The sequence below is a fragment of the Prevotella sp. P4-67 genome (assembly GCF_002251325.1).
GTDB lineage: Bacteria > Bacteroidota > Bacteroidia > Bacteroidales > Bacteroidaceae > Prevotella.
On the sequence record NZ_NPJL01000015.1, the window covers coordinates 25,731 to 46,401 of the forward strand.

Here is a 20,671-nt window from a genome sequence, read left to right on the forward strand (position 1 = left end):
TTTCTGTTTCTATCTCTGCGCGATTAGTCTATCGCCGCCGTAGCCTCTGCGAGCCACTGGCGCTCGTCGTCGGCCAGATGTGGTGCCAGCTCTTCATACACGCGGCGGTGGTAGTCGTTGAGCCATTCCACCTCATAGTCGTCGAGCAGCCAACGGTCTATCACCGTGGTGTCGATGGGGCAGAGCGTGAGCGGCTTCATACGCAGGAAATTGCCACACTCGGTGCTGTCTCCACCGACGATGAGCAGCACGTTCTCGATGCGCACTCCAAAGCGGCCGGCGAGATAGACGCCCGGCTCGTCGGTGATGGTCATGCCCGCCTTGAGCGCCGTGGGCACATACTCCATACGTATCTGCTGCGGGCCTTCATGCACACAGAGATGCGCACCCACGCCGTGGCCCGTACCATGCAGGTAGTTGTAGCCGCGGCTCCACAGCACGCTGCGCGCTATGGCGTCTATCTGCGTGCCGTTGGCACCTGCCGGAAACTGAGCCATCTCCAGTCGTATGTGAGCCTTGAGTACCAGCGTGTACACCAGTCTCTGCTCCTCGCTCACGGGTCCCAGCGGTATGGTGCGGGTAATGTCGGTGGTACCGCAGTCGTATTGGGCGCCACAGTCGAGTAGCAGCAGCCCCTCGGGACGCAGTTCGACGTCGCTGTCGGCTGTCGGCTCATAGTGTACGATGGCGCCGTGACTCTCATAGGCAGCTATGGTCTCAAAGCTCTTCTCCACATACGCAGGGTCTTCGCTGCGCAGCGCCGTGAGCTTGTCGTCCACGCCCATTTCGGTCACTCCGCCCTTTGCCACTGCCGGCTTTATCCACTTGAGCAGCCTCACCATCGCCACGCCGTCGCTCACCATAGCCTGGCGGAAGCCCGCTGTCTCAGCCTCGTTCTTCACCGCCTTCATCAGCGGAATGGGCGATGGCGCATAGATTACCTGTGTGCGGCTGGGCACGTAGCGCGGCATGAGCGCAGCCGTCTCGTTGCCGTCCATCAGTATCGAGTATTCGAAGTAGTGTGCCAGTCCTTCACCTATCTTATTATATGGGCGCAGCTCCACGCCATTGTCGTTGAGATACTCCTTGACCTCGTCGCTCACGCGGCTGCACTCCGTAAACAGGGTGGCGCCCCTCGATGCGATGAGCAGATAGGCTATGAACACCGGGTTGCACTCTATATCGGCCCCGCGCAGATTGAGCGTCCAGGCTATGTCGTCGAGCGCCGATACCAGCATGCCGTCGGCGTGTACCGCTGCCAGCCTGCGCCTTATCGCCGTCAACTTGTCGGCAGCCGTTGTCCCTGCCCATTCCATCGGGTGCTTCCTTATCGGTTTCTGCGGCAGCGCGGGTCGGTCTGTCCATATCCGGCTCATCGGGTCGAGGTTGGTGCGCAGTGTGATGCCCCCCTGCTTGCGCAGCGCCATCGTCATCGCCTGCACCGTGTTGTATGTGCTTGTCGAGCCGTCTATGGCCACCGTGGCACCGCTCTTCTCAGCCAGTTCGGCGCCCAGCCACTCGGTTATCGACGGTGTTCCCTCCATGCGCAGCCGCATCAGCTGGTACTCGGTGCCATCGAGCTGCTCTTCGGCTTGCAGGAAGTAGCGCGAGTCGGTCCATAGCGCGGCACTCTTCATGGTGACCACGGCGGTGCCCGCCGACCCCGTAAACCCGCTTATCCACTCGCGGCTCTTCCAGTGGTCTGCTATATATTCTCCGTTGTGCGCGTCGCTGCTCGGGATGATGAATGCGTCTATCTTTTCACGCTCCATCAGCTCGCGCAGCCGCTCTATTCTGTTTTCTATCATCTCTTTCATCTCTATTTTGCTAATTCGACATGACAAAGGTAAAAGTTTTAAGAATTAATCACAAAAGAAATTGCGATTAAATGACATTTGTCATTCTTTTTTTCGTAATTTTGCAGATGATAGCAGCTCGAGGCGACCGCTGCCCTTACTCCGATGCATCTCCAGGTTGCATTTGGGTAGCCGGGAGTGACGATTGACCCCGTCAAGCTGCAGGATAAAAGACAGAACGAATCACTTATAATTAATATTATAGTTATGGAATTTTTAACTAATGACAAACTCGTCATCGTCGGCGCAGCCGGCATGATTGGCTCCAACATGGTGCAGACAGCACTCATGCTCAGACTTACTCCCAACATTTGTCTTTACGACGTATTCTCAGCTGAAGGCGTAGCCGAGGAAATGCGTCAGTGCGGATTTGACGATGCCAACATCGTATCTACCACTGACCCCAAGGAAGCCTTCACTGGCGCTAAGTATATCATCTCTTCAGGTGGCGCACCCCGTAAGGAGGGCATGACACGTGAAGACCTGCTCGTAGGCAACTCTAAGGCTGCCGAGGAGCTTGGCCAGAACATCAAGAAGTTCTGCCCCGACGCCAAGTTCTGCGTGGTTATCTTCAACCCCGCCGACATCACCGGCCTCGTAACTCTCGTTCACTCTGGTCTGAAGCCCAACCAGGTTGCTACACTTGCTGCCCTCGACTCTACTCGTCTCAAGGGTGCGCTGGCCAAGCACTTCGGCGTAAGCCAGGCTGTCATCGAGAACGCCTACACCTATGGTGGCCACGGCGAGAAGATGGCTGTCTTCGCTTCTCCTACCACTGTCGACGGCGTCAAGCTGCTCGACGTGATTGCTGGCAAGGCTACTGTCAACGGTAAGGGTCTTACCGCTGAGGAGTGGGCTACCATGCAGAAGGAAGTTACCCAGGGTGGTGCCAAGATTATCGAGCTCCGTCGCCGCAGCTCATTCCAGAGCCCCTCTTACCTCGCTGTCAAGATGATCGAGGCTGCTATGGGTGGCGAAGAGTTCACTTATCCCGCTGGTACTTATGCCGACACAGCCCGTTACAACCACGTGATGATGGCTATGCCTACCCGCATCACCAGCGACGGTGTCTACACCAAGCCAGTTATGGGTACAGCCGACGAGATTGCTGCTCTCGACGCTTCTTACAACCACCTCGCCGGTATGCGCGACCAGGTGATTGCTCTCGGTGCTCTGCCTCCAGTAGAGAAGTGGTCTGAGATCAACCCCAACCTTTAATACGGTTTTATAGTTATTAATACATGGCTCCAGTCCGGGTTTGTTCCCGAGGCTGGAGCCTTTATTTTGCCCCTGCGTGCGGTCGCCACGGTGGCTGTCTGCCCGAGCCCCGCCAGAGGCTAATCGGCATCGGCGTGAGCGCTGTGAAGAGTATGGCGATGACCTCCTGTGCCGAGGCTGCGCGCGCTGGTGGTGTGGAGCGTATCGATAGCTGTTGTGTATCAGGTGTCTGTGGCGGTAGAGAACGCCCTTGCTGGCTCGTATCAATAGTTACGAGCCCTCGTGCCTATTGATACGAAGGCTCGTTTCGTAAGTCACGAGCCCACGTGCCTATTGATACGAGCCGGCAGAGGTGGTCAGGGGCACCGCGGCAGCTATTTCGGGAGTAGCGGTAACAAGTTCCGTATTCGGGGTAGGGCACAGGACGATGATTGTGCGTACCTTTGTCGCTGTCCGACAGGTCGGTGCCAGCGTCTGGCCGATGCCTGTCCGCGCGAGAGTGGCGGGCGTGTCTCCGCTGCTGAAGGCGGTGCCGCCGGGGTGTCTTCTCTAATATTTATTAAAACCGATGAAGAAACTCCCGACAATCGTGGCATAAGTGTACGAAAGTTAGTATTTTTGTAGGTAAATAATAATATCCACTATGAATCTGATTAAGGATAAAGAATTTGGCGGCGAGCGTCCGCTGTTTGGTCTGAGCGACACGCGGCTCGAGCATATCACCATCACCGATGGCGAGTCGGGCATCAAGTTCTGTCGCAATATCGAGTGCGATGACTCCCGCTTCTATGGCAAATACCCCTGGTGGCACGTCGACGGCAGCCATATCACCAACTGCTATTTCGCGCCCGAGAGCCGCAGTGCCATCTGGTACTCCGACAACATGGTGATGGAAGACACGGTCATCGACGCGCCCAAGTTCTTCCGCGAGATGAACAACCTCACCCTGCGCAACGTCATCCTCACCGATGCCGACGAGACCTTTTGGCGCGTGCGCGGTCTGAAGCTCTACAATGTCGAGCTCCACGATGGTACCTATCCCTTCATGTTCTCCGAAGACATCTACGTCGACGGTCTGAAGAGCGACTCCAAGTATGTCTTCCAGTACTGCCACAACGTGGAGATACACCATGCCCGCATTACGACCAAGGACAGTTTCTGGGAGTGCGACAATGTGACCGTCTACGACTCCGAGCTCGACGGCGAGTATCTGGGTTGGCACAGCAGCAATGTGCGTCTGGTGCGCTGCCACATCAGTGGCGAGCAGCCCCTCTGCTACATGGACCACGTGACCCTCGAAGACTGTACCTTCGATGCCGCCTGCGACCGTGCCTTTGAAGACAGCTCCCACATCGACGCCCGCATCAGCGGCGCCATCACCGAGGTCAAGAACCCCGTGAGCGGACACATCGTCGCCGACCGCATAGACCGCATCACCTACGACGACTATGCCCGTGGCCACGACTGCCGTATAGAAACAACCAAACAATAAAGATACAATGGCAACATTTGATTTTGACCATGCCCCCGAGCGTCTCGGTACCCGCTGTGTGAAGTGGGACAGCATAGGCGAGGGCGAGCTGCCCATGTGGGTGGCCGATATGGACTTCGAGGTGGCTCCCGCCATACGCCAGGCTGTGGAGCGCCGCGCCGCCCATCCCGTCTATGGCTACACCTTCACCGATGACAGCTACTACGACGCCGTCATCAACTGGTTTGACCGCCGCCACCAGTGGCACATCGACCGTAGCTGGATACTCCACACCCCCGGTGTGGTGGCAGCTATGAGCTGTGCTATCAAGGCGCTCACCCTGCCCGGTCAGCAGGTGGTTATCCTCACCCCCGTCTACAACTGCTTCTTCTCGTCGATACGCAACTGCGGTTGCGAGGCCTCCGAGTGTGAGCTCAAGCGCGAGGCCGACAGCTATGTTATCGACTACGACGACCTGGAGCGTCGCTGTGCCGACGAGCGCGCCGCCGTGCTGCTCTTCTGCAACCCCCACAACCCCGCCGGCCGCGTGTGGCGCCGCGACGAGCTTGAGCGCGTGAGCGACATCTGTCGCCGCCATCATGTGCGCGTCATCGCCGACGAGATACACTGCGAGCTCGTGATGCCCGGCTATGAGTATACGCCCTTTGCGTCGCTCTCTGACGAGACATCGGCCATCACCGTGACCCTCAACTCTCCCTCCAAGTCGTTCAACACCGCCGGACTGATGCAGTCCAACGTTATCTGCAGCGACATAGAGATGCGCCGTCGCATAGACCGCGTCATCAACATCTTCGAGGTGTGCGAGGTCAACCCCTTCGGTCCCGACGCGCTCGTGGCAGCCTACAACGAGAGCGAGGAGTGGCTCGACGAGCTCAACCGCTACCTCTACGACAACTACCTGGAGCTGAAGCGCTTCTTTGCCGAGTATATGCCCAAGATAGAAGTGCTCAAGCTCGAAGGCACCTACCTCGTGTGGGTAGATATCTCTGCCCTCGAGTTTACTTCCGATGAACTCGAAGCCAAGCTCCGCGACGAGGGCAAGGTCTATCTCAACAGCGGCACCATGTACGGCCGTCGCGCCGGTCAGGGCTATATGCGCATCAACATTGCCTGTCCGCGCAGCCGCATGATAGACGGTCTCACGCGTATGGCCAAGGTGATCGCACCCTGTATGGAAGACGACTGCGACATGGGGTGCCCCTCCTGAGCCGCGGCGCACGCCCTCTCTGGGTTGCGGCAGTCGTCATAGGCTGCCGCAACCTATACCTTATTATATATAGTACAATAAACAATCTGCAACACTATTATGAACATAAGCAAAACTGCTAAGGCGGCAGCGGCAGTGATAGCCGCCCTCATCGCCTTGCCCGCCACCGCCCAGAAGAACGTGGCTTACCAGGACAGCCATGTACGCATATCGCTCGTCACCGACGGCATGGCACGTATGGAGTACTCGCCCGACGGCCGATTTGAGGACGGACAGTCGCTCATGGCCATCAACCGCGACTACCCCGCCGTAGACTATACCACCCGTGACCGTGGCAAGACCGTCGAGATAACCACCCGCTGCATGGTCATCAAGTATACCAAGAGCCAGGGCCCGCTCGGCGACGGCAACCTGCTCATAACCTCGCCCAAACGCAAGGGAGTCAAGCCCTTTGCCTGGCGCCCCGGGCAGAAAGACACCCTCAATCTCAAGGGTACCTATCGCACCCTCGACGGATATGACGGCAATATGCGCGGCGACCAGCCCATGCCCATCGAGGACGGTCTGCTCTCGCGCAGCGGATGGACCTTCATCGACGACTCGCAGAACTATCTCTTCGACCATAGCGACTGGCAGTGGGTAAGCCACCGCCGCGAGGAAGGCAAAGCCCAGGACTGGTACTTCATGGCCTACGGCCACGACTATCGCAAGGCTCTGCGCGACTTTACCGTGGTCTCGGGCAAGATGGCGCTGCCTCCGCGCTATGCCTTCGGTTACTGGTGGTCGCGCTACTGGTGCTACACCGACAACGAACTGCGCCAGCTGGTAGACAACTTTGATACCTACAGCATCCCCCTCGATGTGCTGGTGGTCGACATGGACTGGCACTACACCGAGAAGGGCAAGGGCGCATGGACAGGCTATACCTGGAACCGCCGCCTCTTCCCCGACCCCAAGGGCTTCCTGCAGTGGGCTGGCTCGAAGCAGCTCAACGTGACCCTCAACCTGCATCCCGCCGACGGCATCAAACCCTACGAGGAACAATATCCCGCTATGGCGCGCTGGATGGGCATGAACCCCGATGAGAAGAAGGACATAGACTGGGCAGCGTCGGACAAACGGTTTATGGAGGGATGGTACAACACCGTGCTGCGCCCTATGGAGCGCGACGGAGTGAGCTTCTGGTGGTTAGACTGGCAGCAGGGACTCAACGACAAGGAGTTCCCACGGCTCGGCAACACCTGGTGGATAAACTATACCACCTTCACCGACATGGAGCGCCATCGCCAGGAGCGCCCCATGCTCTACCACCGCTGGGGCGGGCTGGGCAACCACCGCTACCAGATAGGCTTCTCGGGCGACGCCGTCATCAGCTGGAAATCGCTCGACTTCCAGCCCTACTTCAACGCCACCGCCTCCAACGTGCTCTATGGCTACTGGAGCCACGACATCGGCGGCCACATGAACGCCAACCGCATAGACCCCGAACTCTATATACGCTGGCTCCAGTTTGGTGCGCTGAGCCCCATCCTGCGTACCCACTCGACCAAGAGCTCCGCGCTGGACAAGGAACCGTGGGCCTTTGACCACCAGCACTTCAGCATCATCCGCAACACCATCCTCGAGCGCTACCGCATGGCTCCCTACATCTACACCATGGCACGCCGTGCCTACGACGAGGGCCTCTCGCTCTGCCGTCCGCTCTACTATGAGTGGCCCGAGAACGAGGAAGCCTACCAGGAGCGCAACAGCTATATGTTTGGCGACCAAATCCTGGTCAGCCCCATCACCCAGCCTATGGCAGACGGTGTGTCCCGCCACAAGGTGTGGCTCCCCGGCGGCAATGACTGGTACGAGGTGGCTACGGGCACGCTGCTCAAGGGCGGACAGCGCGTGGAGCGCAACTTCCACCTCGACGAGTACCCCATGTATGTCAAGGCGGGCGCCGTCATCCCCATGTATGACAAGGTGAAGAACCTGAAATCCAACGACGAACCCATCGTGGTGACCGTCTACCCCGGCGGCAACGGCGAGTTCTCGATGTATGAGGACAACGGCAACAACAAGGCTTATGCCACCGCCTTTGCCCGCACCCGCATGACCCAGGAGGTCGAGGGCAACAAGCTCACCGTGAAGATAGGTCGTCGCGAGGGCAGCTATGAGGGCATGCCCGAGGCACGCAAGTACAGTGTGAAGATAGTGGCACGGGCTGTGCCAGAGCAGGTTGTGGTCAACGGCAAGCCCGCGGCGTTCGACTATGACGGCAACACGCTCACCGCCACCATAGCCATAGCCGACAGCGACCCCAACATCGAGAAGACCGTAGAGGTGACCTATGCCCCCGACGCCATCGATGTGGCCGACGGACTGATGGGCCAGATGCGCCGTATAGGGCAGAACAACTACAGGCTGAAGCGCCAGAAGGCCGGCATCGTCTTCGGTGAGGAACTCGGCACGATGGAGTCGACCGGTCGCGCCATCAGTTACTATCCCGACAGGATGAATGAACTCGTGGCTGCCTTCCGTGCCAACTATCAGCGGCTGCCCCAGCTGCTCGACGCCAATGGCGTGACTGAGAAACAACGTGAAATCTATCTTCGCGCCACTTATTAGGAGTGAGCGTTTGATTTATCATAATTTTCAAGGTGGAAACTACAATTTCCACCTTGTTTATTTAAGTAATAGAGGATATTTTCGTAATTTTGCACGTAGTATCTAAAGCAACAAACAATTATGGCAGAAACAAGACAAATCAAGACAGCCCTCATCTCAGTGTTCCACAAAGACGGCCTGGATGAACTGTTGAAGAAACTCAATGAAGAAGGTGTGAAATTCTTGTCGACTGGCGGCACTCAGCAGTTCATCGAATCGCTGGGTTACGAGTGTGAGAAGGTAGAGAACGTGACCTCCTATCCCTCTATCCTCGGTGGCCGTGTGAAGACCCTCCATCCCAAGGTGTTCGGAGGTATACTGGCCCGTCGCGCCAATGAGGGCGACCAGGCACAGATGAAGGAATATGACATCCCCGCCATAGACCTGGTTGTAGTAGACCTCTATCCCTTTGAGCAGACCGTGGCAAGCGGCGCATCGGATGCCGACATCATCGAGAAGATAGACATCGGCGGCATCTCGCTCATCCGTGCCGGAGCCAAGAACTTCAATGACGTGGTCATCGTGCCCAGCAAGGCCGAGTACAGCGTGCTGCTCGACATCCTCAACAAGAAGGGCGCCCAGACCGACATCGAAGACCGCAAGATGCTGGCAGCCCGCGCCTTCGGCGTAAGCAGCCACTACGACACCGCCATCCACGAGTGGTTTGTCAAGTAACAACAACGATTATTTATAGCTATAAACGATTTTTATAAATGGGATTTTTTTCATTCATTCAGGAGATTGCGATGGACCTGGGAACGGCCAACACCATCATTATCAGTGATGATAAGATTGTGGTGGACGAGCCATCGGTAGTCGCTCTCAACCGCATTGACGGCAAGATGATTGCCGTGGGCCAGAAGGCCAAGATGATGTACGAGAAGACTCACGACAACATCCGTACGGTGCGCCCCCTGCGCGACGGTGTGATTGCCGACTTCTCTGCCTGTGAGCAGATGATGCGTGGTCTTATCAAGATGGTACACTCTGGCAGCCGCCTCTTCTCGCCCTCACTGCGTATGGTAATCGGTGTGCCTTCGGGCTCTACCGAGGTTGAACTCCGTGCTGTCCGCGACAGTGCCGAGCATGCCGACGGCCGCGATGTCTATCTTATCTTTGAGCCTATGGCAGCCGCCATCGGTATCGGTATCGACGTTGAGGCTCCCGAGGGCAACATGATTGTCGACATCGGCGGTGGCAGCACCGAGATTGCCGTTATCTCTCTCGGTGGCATCGTCTCCAACAACTCTATCCGCGTGGCTGGCGATGACCTTACTTCCGACATTCAGGAGTACATGAGCCGTCAGCACAATGTGAAGGTGTCGGAACGTATGGCAGAGCGCATCAAGATACATGTGGGCTCGGCATTGACCGACCTGGGCGACGAGGCTCCGGAAGACTATGTGGTACATGGTCCTAACCGCATCACCGCACTGCCTATGGAGGTGCCTGTATGCTATCAGGAGATTGCCCACTGTCTCGACAAGACCGTGGCAAAGATTGAGAACGCCGTGCTCTCGGCTCTTGAGAACACTCCCCCCGAGCTCTATGCCGATATCGTGAAGAACGGTATCTATCTGAGCGGTGGCGGCGCCCTGCTGCGTGGTCTCGACCGTCGTCTTCAGGAGAAAATCAACATTCCTTTCCATATCGCCGAAGACCCGTTGCACAGTGTGGCACGCGGAGCTGGCATCGCGCTGAAGAATGTTGACAAGTTCTCGTTCCTGATGAGATAGTGCCAATGCGAAACCTGTTAGAGTTTCTCGGCAAGCATAACCATTGGTTTCTCTTCGTCCTATTCGAGATTATCGGACTGGTATGGCTTTTCCGCGGTCACACTTACCAGGGGAGCGTGTGGTTCTCCTCGGCAAATGTGGTGGCGGGAAAGCTCTATGAATGGGACTCTAAGGTGACGGCTTATTTCTCTCTGGGAGATATCAATGAGCAGCTCACTGCCCGCAACGTATACCTGGAGAGCCAGGTCAAGGTGCTCTCCGACCGGCTGGAACAGACTTCGGCCGACAGTACGCTGTTGGCTCAGGTCAAGGCTCAGTCGCTGGAGGGCTACAGACTCATTCCGGCCAAGGTAATCTCGAACACCATCTCGGAGAAAGACAATCTCATCACCATCGACAAGGGTGAGGCCGACGGGGTGAAGAAGGATATGGGCGTGGTAAGCGGCCACGGCGTGGTAGGCATCGTCTATCTCGCATCGGCCCACTACGCCGTCATCATCCCCGTGCTCAACCGCCAGTCAAACATCAGTTGTACCATCAAGGACCGCGGCTACTTCGGCTACCTCCACTGGGATGGCGGCTATACCGATATGGCGTATGTCGACGACGTGCCTCGCCACGCCCGTTTCCGTAAGGGCGACTACGTGGTAACCAGTGGTTACTCAGAGGTATTCCCTGCCGGTATCATGGTGGGGCAGGTCAAGTATGTGTTCAACTCGGCCGACGGACTTTCCTTCCGCTTGAAGGTAAAGCTCGCCACCGACTTTGGCAAGCTGCGCGACGTGTGTGTGGTCGATAACACTGAGCTCAGTGAGCGCATGCAGCTGCTCAACGCAGCCAAAGACTCCATCTTGCTCAAACAGAAAGATTAAAATGAAATACGGGATAGTCAAAGACATAATCTTATACGCGGTGATACTGCTGGTGCAGATATTGATACTTAATCATATCCATCTCTTCGGTGTCGCCACGCCCTTGCTCTATGTCTATCTTATCATGCTCCTTAAGCGTAACTGCCCCCGATGGGCACTGCTGCTCATTGCCTTTGTCATGGGCGTCATCGTAGACATATTCTCCGACACGTCGGGAATAGCCACCGTCAGCATGACTCTGATTGGCTTTGTCCGCCCCTACATCCTCATGCCGCTGTTGAGCCGTGAGGCTGAGGAGGATATGGCTCCGACGATGGAAAACCTGGGCACGGCGCGCTTCTTCTATTACACTCTGATCGTGGTGACCATCTACTGCCTCGTATTCTTTACCCTGGAGGCGTTCTGCTTCTACAACTGGCCCCAATGGCTGGCCTGCACGTTGTCGAGCACCATCCTCACCACAATGCTGATACTGGTAATCGAAAACGCAAGGAAGCTGTAAATGAAAGACTTCAACCTGGAGAACCGGCGCTTCGTCATCGGAGGCGTGGCCGTCGTCATTGTCGTGGTATACATCATCCGCCTCTTCACGCTGCAGCTGATGAGCGATGACTACAAGCGCAATGCCGACAGTAACGCTTTCCTCAAGAAGATAGACTATCCCTCGCGTGGTGTCATCTACGACCGCAACGGCAACCTGCTGGTCTACAACCAGCCTGCCTATGACATCATGGTGGTGATGAACGAAGAGAAGGGTCACATCGATACCCTCGAGTTCTGCCAGGCGCTGGGTATCACCAAGGAGTTCTTCATCCGTCGTATGAACGATATCAAGGACCGCAGCAAGAACCCCGGCTATTCGCGGTTTACCCAGCAACTGTTCTTGTCGCAGCTCTCTGACCAGGAGTTCAGTATGTTCCGGGAGAAGATGTTCCGCTTCCCCGGTTTCTATGTGCAGAAGCGCAGCATCCGTCAGTACCAGTATCCCAATGCAGCCCACGTCCTGGGCGATGTGGCCGAGGTCTCTGAGGCCAATATTGAGGACGATGACTACTACCAGGCTGGCGACTACATCGGCAAGCAGGGTGTGGAGAAATCGTATGAGAAACAGCTGCGTGGCGAGAAGGGTATACAGATTCTCCTGCGCGATGCCCACGGCCGCATCCAGGGTAGCTATCAGCATGGCCAGCTCGACCGTCGGCCTGTGGCTGGTAAAGACCTTACGCTCAGTATCGATATCAAGCTCCAAGCCTTGGGCGAGCGGTTGCTCGAGGGCAAGATAGGCTCTATCGTGGCCATCGAACCTTCCACAGGCGAGGTGCTGTGCATGGTCTCTTCCCCCACTTACGACCCGCGCATCATGGTGGGTCGCCAACGTGGCAAGAATCACCTCGCGCTGGCCCGCAACCCGTGGAAACCTCTGCTCAACCGTTCTACGATGGGCCAGTATCCTCCCGGCTCTACCTTCAAGACATCCCAGGCTCTCACCTATATGTCTGAGGGTATCATCACTCCCGCCACCTCTTTCCCCTGCCATCGCGGCTTTTATTACCGCGGTCTCCACGTTGGCTGCCACTCCCATGCGTCGCCCATTGCCATGATTAATGCTATCGGTACCTCCTGCAATGCTTACTTCTGCTGGGGCCTCTACCACATGGTGGGCAACCGGCGTAAGTACGCCAACAGTGCTGCTGCCCTCGACGTGTGGCGCGATTACATGAAGAGTATGGGATTTGGTTACCGGCTCGGTATTGACTTGCCCGGCGAGAAGCGAGGGTTCATCCCCAACGGTATGTTCTATGACAAGGCTTACCATGGTGCATGGAACGGCCTTACAGTTATCAGTATTTCCATTGGGCAGGGTGAAGTCAACCTTACACCGCTCCAAATCGCCAACCTCGGTGCCACTATCGCCAACAGAGGTTATTACTATACCCCCCACGTGGTGCGCAAGGTGGCTGGAGAGCCCCTCGACACCGCCTTCACTCGTCGCCATTACACCAAAGCAAGTCGCCGCGCTTACGAATATGTCGTTGCCGGCATGCGAGCTTCGGTCCTCCGAGGTACGAGCCGTTCGATGAACCGTGCCGACTATGAAGCCTGCGGTAAGACGGGTACTGCGCAGAACAGAGGTCATGACCACTCCGTTTTCATGGGCTTCGCGCCGATGAACGACCCGCGTATAGCCATTGCCGTGTATGTCGAGAACGGTGGATGGGGTGCCGACTATGGTGTGCCCATTGGCGACCTGATGATGGAACAATATATTAAGGGAAAACTGTCGCCTGCGTCGGAAGCTAAGGCCGCAGTATTCCAGAAGAAACGTATAGCTTATGGTTCAAGCAATAGATAACAATCAGGGCGTGTTTCGCTCTCTGGACAAGTGGACGGTGTTCATCTACGTGGCGCTGCTCGTCTTCGGATGGATAAGTGTCTGCGGAGCCAGCTATACCTATGGCTCGACCGATATATTCAGCATGGGCTCGCGCTCGGGTATGCAGATCGTGTGGATAGGTACCTCCTTAGCGTTGGGATTTGTCATCCTGATGACCGACTCGCGCATGTACGACACCTTTGCCTACGTCATCTATGGTGTGCTGCTCTTGCTGCTGTTTGTGACTATCTTCAACCCTCACGAAATCAAGGGCTCGCGCTCGTGGCTTGTCCTTGGACCGCTGCGATTGCAGCCGGCCGAGTTTGCCAAGTTCGCCACGGCGCTCGCGGTGTCCAAGCTCATGAGCAGTTATGGCTTTGACATCCACCGATGGCGCCACTTCGCGATGGCGATTGGCGTGGTGGTGCTACCGATGCTCTTCATCGTCGGGCAGAAGGAGACTGGCTCGGCGCTGGTTTACCTCTCGTTTTTCCTGATGTTCTACCGCGAAGGCATGCAGGGCAGCATCCTCTTTTCGGGTGTGGCGATGGTCATCTATTTTGTCGTCGGCATCAAGTACGAGAACGTGATGCTCATGGACACCCCCACCTCGGTGGGCAAGTATGTCGTCCTGCTGTTGGCGCAGATTTTCACTACCGGCATGGTCGCCTCCTACTGCAAGTCGCCCAAGACCGTGCGCATCATGGCCATAGCCGTGGCTTCCACCACCCTCATAGCCACCCTCGCAGCCCGCTTCATCGTAGCCTTCGACATCGTGTGGATACAGCTTGCCACCATCGTCGCCATGGCGATTTTCCTCATCTATCAGGGGCTTTCCACCCGCATCCGCAGCTTCTTCTACATCTCGCTGTTCTGTATCGGCTCGGTGCTTTTCTTCTACTCTGCCGACTATATGCTCAACGATGTGATGAAGCCCCACCAGCGTGTGCGCATCAATGTGCTCTTGGGACTCGAGGAAGACCTCTCCGGAGCCGGTTACAATGTCCATCAGAGTGAGATAGCGATAGGTTCAGGCGGACTCAAGGGCAAAGGCTTCCTCAACGGAACCCAGACCAAGCTCAAGTACGTGCCCGAGCAAGACACCGACTTCATCTTCTGCACCGTGGGCGAGGAAGAGGGCTTTGTAGGGTCGGCAGGTGTGCTGCTGCTCTTTCTCGCGCTCATCCTGCGGCTTATCCACTTGGCCGAGCGGCAGACCTTCAAGTTCGGGCGCATCTATGGCTACTGTGTGCTGAGTGTCTTCCTCTTCCATGTGTTTATCAATGTGGGCATGGTGCTTGGCCTTACCCCCGTCATCGGCATCCCCTTGCCCTTCTTCAGTTACGGCGGTTCGTCGTTGTGGGGCTTTACCATCCTCCTGTTTATCTTCCTCCGCATCGATGCCGCCCGCAACCAGCGTGTTTAGGCTTACAAAATAAAAACCAACGGTCCCCCTCTCCGGTTACCGTTGGTTTTGTCTTATCTGTTGTCGGCTTTCTTTCCGCCGCTTTGGTCTTCCCGAGCCGGGGACTTGTGCCCCTGCCAGCCGGCACTCACTCCCGTCCCCTATATATATAATAAGGTGTAGTCCCGATTGCTTATCTGCCTGACGGAATCAATCCATCCGTCTGACGGAGATACCCACGTCGCTCACACCCGGCAGGATGTCGCGCTTCATGTCGTGGCGCACGGTGATGTGCATGCTGTCGTTGGCGTTGAGCCTCAGTCTGCGTACCTCGGTATTGTATTCAAAGCAACTTATGCCGCCCGTTTTCTGCGTGCTGTTGGTCTTCACCAGCCGGCAGTCGAGCGTATCTCTCAGCGTGGTGCCTTCGGGCAGAATGGTCTGGTCTACGATGAGCGTGATGGCGACGAAGGGGAAGTCGTAGTCGGTGCGCAGCCCCAGTTCTACGAGGTAGTCGCCCGCCTGAGCCATCTTTGCCACGTCGTAGCACAGGGTGTCGTTGCGCTCCCATCCCTCCAGCGACGTGTGGCGGTAGGTGTCATACACCTTGCCGTCGCATGCCGTGAGTATCATCATCACGATGCCTGTCAGCAGCCCCAGATTTCTCATTCCTCCTTATTGTTCTTAGGCGCGTTCTGCTGTCTGTCCCTGTTGCCTTGACGACGCTGACCCTGTTGGCGGCGATTGTCCTGGCGGTTGCGCTTCTGGCCGTCGCGACCTTGCTTCTGGCCGTCGCGGTTCTGGTTCTGGCCCTCACGCCCCTTGTTGTGCTCGTCGCGGTTCTGGTTCTGGGCGTCCCCCTGTTTGGGTTCCTGACCCTGCTGTTGCTTTCCGCCCTGCTGCTGTTTCTGGTTGCCGTTGCCCTTGGGCTTGTTGCCGCCTTTGCGCTTGCGCTTGCTGCGGTCAAATCGGCTGATGTCGGCGTCTTCGAGCAGGTCGAGCGACTTCTTTTCCACCTTGGCGGTGCCGTCTTCGAGCAGACTCAGCGGCTTTTCGCCCTGCTTGTTCATCTCGATGATGGCGTGAGCCCTCTCGGCGCTGATGGTCTCCAGATTGGCTGCCAGGTTCTTGTCGGTCGAGTAGGTGATGAGCCCCGCCAGCACGTCGGTCTTGAACTGATAGTAGTCGTTGTCCTTGGTCTGCAGCACAGCGTCCTTGGCGGGCATCTTGCGGTTGGCCTCTACATAGTCGTCTATCTCGTAGTTCATGCAGCACTTGAGCTTGGCACACATACCCGCCAACTTTTGCGGGTTGAGCGAGATGCCTTGGTATCTGGCGGCGTTGGTGCTCACGCTTACGAAGTTCTTCATCCATGTGGCGCAGCAGAGCTCCCTTCCGCAGGGACCCGTTCCGCCGATGCGTCCAGCCTCCTGACGCGCACCTATCTGCTTCATCTCGATGCGCACGTGGAAGGTCTCTGCCAGCACCTTGATGAGCTGGCGGAAGTCTACGCGCTCGTCGGCGATGTAGTAGAATATGGCCTTGTTGCCGTCGCCTTGATATTCCACGTCGCCTATCTTCATCTGGAGCCCCAGGTCTTTGGCTATCTGTCGGCTCTGTATCATGGTGCCGTGCTCGCGGCTCTTTGCCTCGCGATACTTGTCCATGTCGATGGGCTTGGCTATACGGTAGATGCGGCGTATGTCGTCTGCCGACTTCAGGTTGGCCTTCTTCAGCTGCAGCTTTACCAGTCTGCCGGTGAGGGTCACCACTCCGATGTCGTGGCCGGGGTTTGCCTCTACCGCCACGGTGTCGCCCTTCTTCAGTTCCAGGTTGTTCACGTTGTGGTAGTAGCCCTTGCGGGTGTTCTTGAACTGTACTTCCACCAGGTCGGTCTCCTCGTCGTTGCCGGGGATGTCTGCCAGCCAGTCATAGGTATTGAGCTGGTTGTCCTGGCGGCCGCAGCCACAGCAGCTCAGACCTCTATCGGTGTCGCAGCAGAGTTTATATTTGTTACTCATTGTCTCGTTTTTGCTTTTTATGGGTTTATATATGGTGTCACTTACGACTTATTTCTGTTTCAACAGCATAATCATGTTGAGGGCCAGGTCAAACATCACGATTTTAGGTGTGACGTTCTGGCCTATCTCTTTCATCGATTTCTCCAGCTCTTCGGCTATCCCTATCACGTTGTGCTCGTTGACGAAGGGCGCGAAGTTGCGGGCGAACGCCTCTTCCTGCGCCGTCATATAGCAGAGGTCGGCGTTGTGGAAGTTGTACATGAAGTTCTCTCTCGTCATGCGGCTGAAGTATGCCAGCATGCGGCGCTGCTTTTCGCGTCCCAGCTGCGCCACATCCTCGCTCCAGGTCTTCAGGTCCTTGATGTTGCGCATATAGGCCAGTCGCATGAGCGTCTTGAAGAGTTCCAGCATCTCGGCGTTTTCGTTGTCGGCGTCTAGCGCCTCGAGGGCTCTGAGCCAGCTGCCACTGGCCAAGTGGGCTATGCGCTTGGCGTCGTCGGCGGCTATGCCCCTCTTCTCGGTGAGCGCCTGCTCGATGTCGTGGTCTTCGATGCGCTTCATGTCTATGCGCTGCACGCGGCTGCGGATGGTCTCGAGCAGCTTGTCGGGCTCGTCGCTCACGAGCAGGAACACCGTCTGCATGGGCGGTTCCTCGAGCAGCTTGAGTATCTTGTTGGCGCAGACCACGTTCATGCGTTCGGGCAGCCAGATGATGACCACCTTGTAGCCGCCTTGGCTCGACTTGAGGCTCAGCTTGCGTATCAGCGCCTCGCTCTCTGCCTCAAATATCACCGCCTGCTGGTTGGCCACCTTGATGCGCTTCAGCCAGCGGTCCATGGTGAAGTAGGGGCTCGCCAGGAGCATGTCGCGCCATTCCCTCACAAAGTCGTCGCACACCACCTTGGTCTCGCTGGTGGCGCCGGCGGGCTTGACGATGGGGAAGCTGAAGTGCAGGTCGGGGTGCTCCCACTTCTTGAGCATGGCGCTTTCGCCCAGCAGATAGGAGGCCAGCGCCAGCGCCATAGCCATCTTGCCGCAGCCGTCGGGGCCGCAGAACATGAGCGCGTGGGGCAGCCTGTGCTCCTCTGCCATCTGCATGAGACGCTTCTTGGTCTCCTTCTGTCCTATTACCTCGTCAAATGTCATATCAGTCGTCTCGTTACCTCAGCCACGCTGTCCACTGCCGACACCGTGTAGAAGTGTATATTGTTGATACCATGGGCGTAGAGCTCCTGGCACTGGTGTGTGGCCCACTCTATGCCCAGCTGCTTGGCGTCGTCGTCGGTCTTGCAGCGCTTCACTTCGGCTGCCAGCTCCTGGGGCAGGTCGCAGTGGAAGGTCTTGGGCACCACGGTGAGCTGCGAGAGCTTGGCGAGGGGCTTGATGCCGGGGATGATGGGGATGGTGATGCCCATGGCGCGCGCCTTGTCTACGTAGTCGAAGTACTTGCTGTTGTCGTAGAAGAGCTGGGTCACGGCATACTCGGCACCCATGTCCTGCTTCATCTTCAGATAGCCCATGTCCATCTCCATATTGGGCGCCTCGTCGTGCTTCTCGGGGTAGCACGCCACGCCATAGCCGAAGGGCGTGCCCGGCACCTTGATGGCGCTGCCGTCGGCAAAGTAGCCGCTGTTGAAGCGGTTTACCTGCTCTATCAGGTCGGTGGTGTGGGCGTGGCCGCCAGCCACGGGGGTAAACACGCGGTCGTCCTTGGCCTTGTCGCCACGCAGCAACAGCAGGTTTTCGATGCCCAGAAACTGGAGGTCCAGCAGCTCATACTCGATGTGCTCGATGGTGGCGCCGCTGCATATCACGTGGGGGATGACGGGGATGCCATACTTCTGCTGGATGGCGGCGGCTATCGCCACGGTACCGGGGCGGCGGCGTATGCGCATGCGCTCAAACTGGCCATTGTCCAGCTTGCGATACACATACTCGCTGTGGTGGGTGGTGATGTTGATATAGAGAGGGTCAAACTCTTTCAGCTTGTCGATAGTGGCAAAGAGCTTGCCCGTTCCCGTGCCCTTGAGTGGGGGCAGCACCTCGAACGAGAAGTTCTTCTTGTCTTTATGGATGTTGATGAGTTCTACAACTTTCATGATGATTTCTTGCAGTTAGATGGGGCGTGGTTATATATTTTGCAAAGTTAGTAAAAAAAAACAGCATACTCTTCGTTTTTAGCGGTTTTTCTCATACACTTCTTCCAATGATTTCCCCGCTCTCTGCCACTGCCGCCGCCTCTATCGCCGCTGCCGGTGGGGTAGGGCCCGCCGCCTGTGGCTCGCCCGTGGCGTCGCCGGGGGGGCTCTGCTGCCGCCCTTGTCGCCGCTGGAGCCGCATTGGCTGGCTCGTATCATACGATACGTGGGCTCGTGCCTATTGTTACGTGCCCTCGTGTCATACGATACGTGCGCTCGTGTCTTCCGTTACGAGCCGGCAGCGTTGGTCTCCACGTGGCAGCACGTGGTGGCGGCGCCACTATCTGGCTCCGCTCCTTTTCTTGTGTGCCCCTGGCCTCTTCGTGAGCGACATAATTGCCTCTGCCGGGGCAAAAAGTCGGCGTTTTGTTTGGTGCTTTCTCCGACTTGGACTACCTTTGCACCATACTAATATCATCAACGACAATGAAGAAACTCGCTATTATCAGTTTGTGCATGCTCCTGGCGCTAAGCGTCAAGGCAGGCAAGGTAGATACGGTGCTGGTACACAGCACGGTGATGAACAAGGATGTCAAGACGGTGGTCATCACACCCACCGAGACCAAGAAAAACCGCGACCAGCGCTATCCGGTGCTCTATCTGCTCCACGGCGCCACGGGCAACTGCAAGTATTATCTCGAGAAGGTCAAGGCCACGCTCCCCGAGATAGCCGACGAGAAGGGCATGATATTCGTCACCCCCGACGCGCTCAACTCGTGGTATATAGACAGCCCCATCAACAAGAATCTGCAGTATGAAACCTTCACCTCCAAGGAACTGGTCGAGTATATCGACAGCCACTATCGCACCATCGCCGACCGCAAGGGCCGCGCAGTGACGGGACTTAGCATGGGTGGCCATGGCGCGCTCTATCTGGCGTTCCGCCACAAGGATGTCTATGGCGCCTGTGGCAGCATGAGTGGTGGCGTAGACTTCCGTGGCTTCCCGCAGAACTGGGAAATCAAGCGGTCGCTCGGCGAGATGGCTCACAACCGCAAGCGCTGGGATGCCCATGTGGTGGTCAATCAGATTGGCCGCATCCAGAACCATGACCTCGACATCATCATCGACTGTGGCGAGGGCGACTTCTTCCTCGAGTGCAACAAGTCGCTCCACGAGCGTCTGCTCGGCCGTGGCATCGACCACGACTTCATCCTGCGTCCCGGTGCCCACAATGCGCAGTATTGGCACAACAGCATAGACTATCAGCTCCTCTTCTTCCAGAAGTTCTTTGCGAAGAAGTAGGGCAATGAGGGGCTTTTCTGCCCATGGCAACTCCTACAGAGTTGCCGCTGCTTGTGGGCATACCACTATGGGCTTTTATCTGCTCAACCCACACGGGGCTGAAATAAACACAAAAAGCCGTGGGCACTGCTGGCGGCTTCGCCTTGGTGGTGCCGGTGGTGCCGACCGTCGGAAAACAAGTTTTCCTTCGTGTCGTCACCGCCATCCCCACCGTCATGCGGTGCATGACGCCAGCAGTGACCACGGTAAAAAAAGCCGCCGTTGGCGGTAAAAAAAGTCCGGCTGGCGCCGGTACAAAAACAGTTGCTTGTGGAAGCCCCTCCCCAACCCTCCCCAAGGGGCGGGAGACCATTCCTGCTGTGTTTTAGGCGGTTGGATGAATCGCCCTCCCCTTG

The 20,671-nt window shown here is 57.0% G+C and carries 16 protein-coding genes; 11 read left to right on the plus strand and 5 right to left on the minus strand.

Annotated features, from left to right (window positions below):
• Positions 1-23: 23 nt before the first annotated feature.
• On the minus strand, positions 24-1,817 hold the full coding sequence (locus tag CIK92_RS02710) for an aminopeptidase P family protein (RefSeq protein WP_094385603.1): 1,794 nt from the start codon (positions 1,815-1,817) through the stop codon (positions 24-26).
• A gap of 246 nt (positions 1,818-2,063) precedes the next feature.
• Between CIK92_RS02710 and CIK92_RS02715 the strand changes: the two genes are divergently transcribed.
• The 10 genes from CIK92_RS02715 (at position 2,064) to rodA (ending at position 14,833) form a co-directional block, all read left to right on the plus strand.
• Positions 2,064-3,074: a malate dehydrogenase gene (locus CIK92_RS02715; protein WP_094385601.1), complete on the plus strand. Its 1,011-nt coding sequence runs from the start codon at positions 2,064-2,066 to the stop codon at positions 3,072-3,074.
• 643 nt (positions 3,075-3,717) lie between these two features.
• Positions 3,718-4,566, plus strand: a complete 849-nt coding sequence (locus CIK92_RS02720) for a DUF3737 family protein (protein WP_094385599.1) — start codon at positions 3,718-3,720, stop codon at positions 4,564-4,566.
• Positions 4,567-4,573: 7 nt separating this feature from the next.
• On the plus strand, positions 4,574-5,773 hold the full coding sequence (locus tag CIK92_RS02725; protein ID WP_022310398.1) for a MalY/PatB family protein: 1,200 nt from the start codon (positions 4,574-4,576) through the stop codon (positions 5,771-5,773).
• A gap of 99 nt (positions 5,774-5,872) precedes the next feature.
• On the plus strand, positions 5,873-8,386 hold the full coding sequence (locus CIK92_RS02730) for a glycoside hydrolase family 31 protein (protein WP_094388084.1): 2,514 nt from the start codon (positions 5,873-5,875) through the stop codon (positions 8,384-8,386).
• A gap of 120 nt (positions 8,387-8,506) precedes the next feature.
• The gene (locus CIK92_RS02735; protein WP_094385592.1) at positions 8,507-9,100 is read left to right on the plus strand and encodes an IMP cyclohydrolase; all 594 of its coding nucleotides are present in this window, start codon (positions 8,507-8,509) and stop codon (positions 9,098-9,100) included.
• A 38-nt stretch (positions 9,101-9,138) separates the two neighbouring features.
• Positions 9,139-10,161 carry a rod shape-determining protein gene (locus CIK92_RS02740; protein ID WP_022310401.1) on the plus strand — a complete coding sequence of 341 codons (1,023 nt, stop codon included), beginning with the start codon at positions 9,139-9,141 and terminating at the stop codon, positions 10,159-10,161.
• 5 nt (positions 10,162-10,166) lie between these two features.
• The gene (gene mreC, locus CIK92_RS02745; RefSeq protein WP_022310402.1) at positions 10,167-11,033 is read left to right on the plus strand and encodes a rod shape-determining protein MreC; all 867 of its coding nucleotides are present in this window, start codon (positions 10,167-10,169) and stop codon (positions 11,031-11,033) included.
• Between the two features lies 1 nt (position 11,034).
• Positions 11,035-11,535 carry a rod shape-determining protein MreD gene (gene mreD, locus CIK92_RS02750; protein ID WP_022310403.1) on the plus strand — a complete coding sequence of 167 codons (501 nt, stop codon included), beginning with the start codon at positions 11,035-11,037 and terminating at the stop codon, positions 11,533-11,535.
• Positions 11,536-13,386: a penicillin-binding protein 2 gene (gene mrdA / locus CIK92_RS02755; RefSeq protein ID WP_094388085.1), complete on the plus strand. Its 1,851-nt coding sequence runs from the start codon at positions 11,536-11,538 to the stop codon at positions 13,384-13,386.
• Positions 13,367-14,833 carry a rod shape-determining protein RodA gene (gene rodA / locus CIK92_RS02760; RefSeq protein ID WP_094388086.1) on the plus strand — a complete coding sequence of 489 codons (1,467 nt, stop codon included), beginning with the start codon at positions 13,367-13,369 and terminating at the stop codon, positions 14,831-14,833. Before mrdA ends, rodA begins: the two co-directional genes overlap by 20 nt.
• A 189-nt stretch (positions 14,834-15,022) precedes the next feature.
• Here the strand turns inward: rodA and CIK92_RS02765 are convergent, their stop codons facing one another.
• Genes CIK92_RS02765 through metF form a run of 4 tightly spaced genes read right to left on the minus strand, consistent with a single transcriptional unit; the run spans position 15,023 to position 18,932 of the window.
• Positions 15,023-15,481 (minus strand): gliding motility lipoprotein GldH, encoded by a 459-nt coding sequence (locus tag CIK92_RS02765; protein ID WP_094385583.1) that lies wholly within the window; start codon positions 15,479-15,481, stop codon positions 15,023-15,025.
• The gene (locus CIK92_RS02770) at positions 15,478-16,833 is read right to left on the minus strand and encodes a regulatory iron-sulfur-containing complex subunit RicT (RefSeq protein WP_094385581.1); all 1,356 of its coding nucleotides are present in this window, start codon (positions 16,831-16,833) and stop codon (positions 15,478-15,480) included. Before CIK92_RS02770 ends, CIK92_RS02765 begins: the two co-directional genes overlap by 4 nt.
• A gap of 48 nt (positions 16,834-16,881) precedes the next feature.
• The gene (locus CIK92_RS02775) at positions 16,882-17,979 is read right to left on the minus strand and encodes a DNA polymerase III subunit delta (protein ID WP_094388087.1); all 1,098 of its coding nucleotides are present in this window, start codon (positions 17,977-17,979) and stop codon (positions 16,882-16,884) included.
• Positions 17,976-18,932 carry a methylenetetrahydrofolate reductase [NAD(P)H] gene (metF, locus tag CIK92_RS02780; protein ID WP_094388088.1) on the minus strand — a complete coding sequence of 319 codons (957 nt, stop codon included), beginning with the start codon at positions 18,930-18,932 and terminating at the stop codon, positions 17,976-17,978. The genes CIK92_RS02775 and metF overlap by 4 nt, the downstream gene beginning before the upstream one ends.
• A gap of 525 nt (positions 18,933-19,457) precedes the next feature.
• On the opposite strand from metF, the gene CIK92_RS02785 reads away from it, so the two are divergent.
• The gene (locus tag CIK92_RS02785; protein ID WP_094385575.1) at positions 19,458-20,276 is read left to right on the plus strand and encodes an alpha/beta hydrolase family protein; all 819 of its coding nucleotides are present in this window, start codon (positions 19,458-19,460) and stop codon (positions 20,274-20,276) included.
• Positions 20,277-20,671 lie beyond the last annotated feature (395 nt).